This is a genomic window from Methanocalculus sp. (genome assembly GCF_029762515.1).
Taxonomy (GTDB): domain Archaea; phylum Halobacteriota; class Methanomicrobia; order Methanomicrobiales; family Methanocorpusculaceae; genus Methanocalculus.
Window position 1 is genome coordinate 1 of sequence record NZ_JARVGN010000234.1, and the last position, 3,723, is coordinate 3,723.

Genomic DNA, 3,723 nt, shown 5'->3' on the forward strand with positions numbered 1-3,723 from the left:
GGCATACATTTCTTCAATCTGAGTTCCTCTTGTCAAAGCAAGACCTCTGATGAAGTCCGGTTTGAGATATGTTCTGTTCTTCTGGGTTTCATAGCAATTTAATGCCTGGATTTTTTTAGCCACGTGGGTATCTTCCAAGCGGATAAACGCAAGCGTATTGAAAGTAATGTTATTCCACGGTTGTTCATACCCTAATATCGTACACTGCTTAAATGCACGGAGTGTTTCTTCTCTCGTGGTTTTATGATCCTGGTGGGTATCATAAGAAGAAGGAGTGAAAACGATGTCCGGGCGAATCTCATCTCTAAGTACTATAAGCGTATCCAGAATTTCCTGGCGATATCTCGGGAATTCACGGACATCATATTCAAAAAGGATCGGCTCATCAAGACCAAGCACTTTGATTGCTTTCTTTACTTCACGCCGCAAAATATCAGGGGGATATTCTTTTGGTATCGACTTCTCACAACATGACAGCGCAACGTAAGATATGTCATACCCCTCTTCAACAAATCGCGCAATGGAACCTCCACACCCAAGCTCTCCATCGTCGGTATGAGGACTGATAACCAGTACTTTTTTCCCCACTAAGTCACCTCAATTTCCTCGAATTTTTCAAATAGTGTCGCTAACTGCGTTACGGGAATGATTTCGTTCTGATGAGTATTATAAGATACATCCGCATAAATGATATAAAAACCATTTTTATTTGAAAGAGGCTCGTTATTAACGATTATATTCCATTCATTGATGGCATCTCGAGCATTAAGATTCACGAGGAGATCCAATATAGATGGCGTCGTGGAGAAACAATTCCTGATGAGCTCTACCTGAATAGGGATGTTCGCGAGTTTACCCTTGATTTTTTTCAATTCCTTTTTCTGTGTCGTTGGATTTGTTACATCACTCATTTTTTTTTCAAGTTTCTCCCTACTTCTCGATATTAATTCGTTAGTCTCGCCATCAAGGACGTCGGTGTAGGTACTATCGAAGAATTTATTAAACTCCCGGATTGCGTGAATGTGGCTGATACCTAAATAATAATCTCGTGATTTCCATGCAATTGACGTTGGCTTGTTCAAATTGAAATGGTCAGCCATTTCATTCGAAATAATTCCATATTGTAACCCGCCTCCACTTCCTGAAATAAAGAAACTGGTTCCCAGTCCCTCGGAAAAAACTAAATTGCGAAAGACAGCTTTTGGGCTTATCTGACTGAATTGTTCTTTTATTTGCCTGACGTGGCCTCCCGCTTCAATAATCTGTTCTTCTCGACAAATCGGGCAGCGAATCAGCCATTTATTTCCCTCATAAATCTGTGGGTCTGCAAGACCACCACATCGGCAATGATACCAGAATGGTAGATACGAATCTGTAATTTTTGGGATAGGTAAAGCAAAGTTTCGTATCGTGGAATTATAGACATGGGAATAGGATTCCTTTTTTCGAATGACATTTTCCCATTCAGTGCAAAAAATGAAGTTCTTCTGAACATCGGAGTACCTGAAAAAGTAGACCTCGAGCTCAAATAATTCTGTGGCAATGAGTGAAATGATAAATTCATTCATTTCAGAGAATGTTCTCGCTTTATCATAGCTTTTCCAGAGTATTTGACAGACATCTTGTAAATTATCATCAATGTGAGAATTGGGCTGTTTCACTTTTTTCATGTTTTCGGAGTAAAAGTGGATGATCGTTTCGATGGCGTTTTGAAAAGATTTTTCATCAGGTTTTTTAAGCGTATTAAAACGCTTCCATTTATCGTTTTTTGATATCTTAAACCCAATTTTTTCTTTTCCTTGTTTATTGTATGCAGGCAACTGATTTTCGAATAGTAATTGAGCTGTGCATATATTCTGATCAGCAAAACCAAAAAACGGAATTGCTCTTTTCCCATTCTTTTGTAGCAATGACTGCATTTGACATAAAAGATACATCTTTTTAAATATCCCCGGGTAAGGCAGAAAATTTGGTTGATGCCCGGATTCGATAATTATACTGTCCGGAGTGATCTCACCAGGGTCTTTTATGGAGATTCCTGATTCATCTGCGAATTTTTTCGAAATTGCAATTACGTTTTTTATATTTTCGCACTGTAATGGACTGAGATTGTTTTGATATTCTCGATTCGTGACAATACCATTCAGATGCATTATTTCTTCCCCTTCTTTCTAATGGGGCTTCTAATTCCCGTAGATTTTAACATATCCCAAAAATTTGCGGTTTCCATCTTTTCAGGACTATTTTCATTATTTTGGTTGTTTGGATTTTCGGGATGATCAATTCTTTCTGTTGCATCATATTCATGAATAGATGGAATAGTATTACTAATCCTTGTTTTTACACTTTTAAAGAAAGATCTTTGTATTCCAATTGATTTTATACGACTTCGTTCGCTTTGAAAAACTGCACCTATTTTTTCTCTTATTTTAATATAACCCAATACACACAACGAGAAAAAACAAATTGAAATCGCAATGTTTAGTGCATTGGTGGGTATTCCAAGAACAATATCCATAAATAATACGATAAGAATAACCAAAGCAATACTCAATACAAATGAGAACGCTAACCGATTAATTGGCGATGGGTCTCTTTTATCCGGGAATAATGCCCAGGAGAATACAAACCCAGGAATAAATAATAATAGCGTGAATCCAACTATTATACGTAAAATACCAAGCATTTCCTTTTCCCCCATTTCATCCTGGCACAAATAATCCTATGAAACAAAATACGGTCGTATACAGAAGCATTACATTTGTAGCCTGTTTTTCCGTCATGGGATAATAGTACGGTAACAACCATTTCAAGGTAAGAGGGTTCGGCACTTCTAATGTTCCATCTTCGCGTATCTTTCCAAACTTCTGGATTGGATATTTGTCCGTCCGTAGTCTCCAGTACACATACATGAGAAAATTGATTGTATGAGGTATTAGCATGATGAATCCACTGACGATATAGCCCTCAATAACAATAGTGGCCCCGATAGCCGCTCCAATAGTTAATGCTCCAATATTTCCCCAGAATATCCTTGCAGGATACTTTTCGAAGAGGAAATACCCTGCTAGAGCGCCCGTTAAGCAGATAATAAATAATATATTAAGAATATCGCCGAAAAATAATGATTTTAATATCAATGTTATAAGAATTATCAATGACAATCCTGGTGCAAGGCCATTGAATCCTGAATGCATATTTACCAGATTCGCAACGACGGGCACATATGTTGGCACAATAATCTGGGAGTAAATTATTCCAAACAATAATATTCCACTAAAGAATTCCGTGTATAGTATTGAAACTGTTGCATATGAAATTAATATATACGCACAATAATACAACAGAACAAGTTTTGCAATTCTTCCAATGTTTATGATATCGTCCAATAAACCAAAAAAGGCAAAAAGCGCAACGACAGTTATTATAGCGTAGTTAACTGGGTTGATATACTTGCTATAGAAAAGCGATATTATCGAAAGAGAAAATAATGCAACAAGTAATATCACCAATCCGCCATTTATGGGAATATATGTTGTGTTTATTTTATACATATCCTTAGCCATATAGCCGGTTTCACGCATCTTACGGATGACCGGTGGCATAATAGTTATAGTAAGTATGAATGGTATGATAAAAAAGAAAAATGCCATAAAATTGACTGTATAAATAACATTTTCAAATAAGAACATATTCCAACCATTATTGATTGCACCAACTAAA

4 protein-coding genes are annotated in these 3,723 nt (G+C 36.8%); all 4 read right to left on the reverse strand.

Features of this window, described 5'->3' with window-relative positions; genetic code table 11:
* A partial coding sequence (locus QCH34_RS08665; protein ID WP_300332926.1) for a PIG-L deacetylase family protein occupies nucleotides 1-588 on the reverse strand: 588 nt, incomplete at its 3' end.
* Nucleotides 588-2,153 (reverse strand): hypothetical protein, encoded by a 1,566-nt coding sequence (locus tag QCH34_RS08670; protein ID WP_300332931.1) that lies wholly within the window; start codon nucleotides 2,151-2,153, stop codon nucleotides 588-590. The genes QCH34_RS08670 and QCH34_RS08665, both read right to left, overlap by 1 nt.
* Nucleotides 2,153-2,701, reverse strand: a complete 549-nt coding sequence (locus QCH34_RS08675) for a DUF1616 domain-containing protein (protein WP_300332936.1) — start codon at nucleotides 2,699-2,701, stop codon at nucleotides 2,153-2,155. Before QCH34_RS08675 ends, QCH34_RS08670 begins: the two co-directional genes overlap by 1 nt.
* Before the next feature lies 1 nt (nucleotide 2,702).
* Nucleotides 2,703-3,723: UDP-N-acetylglucosamine-1-phosphate transferase (locus QCH34_RS08680; protein ID WP_366898495.1), on the reverse strand; the 1,021-nt coding region annotated here is incomplete at its 5' end.

Bases quoted from the DNA above. Each gene is read 5' to 3' on its own strand.
- QCH34_RS08670 (WP_300332931.1), bottom strand. From the start codon at position 2,153: ATGCATCTGAATGGTATTGTCACGAATCGAGAATATCAAAACAATCTC.
- QCH34_RS08675 (WP_300332936.1), bottom strand. From the start codon at position 2,701: ATGGGGGAAAAGGAAATGCTTGGTATTTTACGTATAATAGTTGGATTC.